Origin of the sequence: Pseudomonas sp. SIMBA_067 (genome assembly GCF_046534675.1) — a bacterium.
Lineage (GTDB): Bacteria > Pseudomonadota > Gammaproteobacteria > Pseudomonadales > Pseudomonadaceae > Aquipseudomonas > Aquipseudomonas putida.
In genome coordinates this window covers 1-235 of sequence record NZ_JAWRYH010001363.1, presented here as the reverse complement: position 1 = coordinate 235, position 235 = coordinate 1, and the positions used below count along the sequence as shown (strand labels likewise).

The following is a 235-nucleotide window of genomic DNA, read 5'->3' as shown; positions in this document are numbered from 1 at the left end:
AAGAGACGCAGATTGCCAATATGCGTCTCTTTAAAGTTGGCATCCACCCACATATTGGTGGCTGGAACGACCGCCATCAGCGGCGTCGTTGGGCTAATTTGCGCCCCAGGCTGTACCGCGCGGCGGGAGACATAACCGGTCATCGGACTGACAATACGAGTACGCTCCAGCGCCAGCCAGGCGTTACGTACTTCGGTGGCAGCCTGTTGCACGGCTGGCTGATCTTCCAGTTTAG

General features: G+C 57.4%; 1 protein-coding gene. It reads right to left on the bottom strand.

Going from position 1 to position 235, the window contains the following annotated elements:
- The coding region (locus SB765_RS33800) for an efflux RND transporter periplasmic adaptor subunit (RefSeq protein ID WP_410933058.1) at window positions 1–235 on the bottom strand (235 nt) is incomplete at both ends.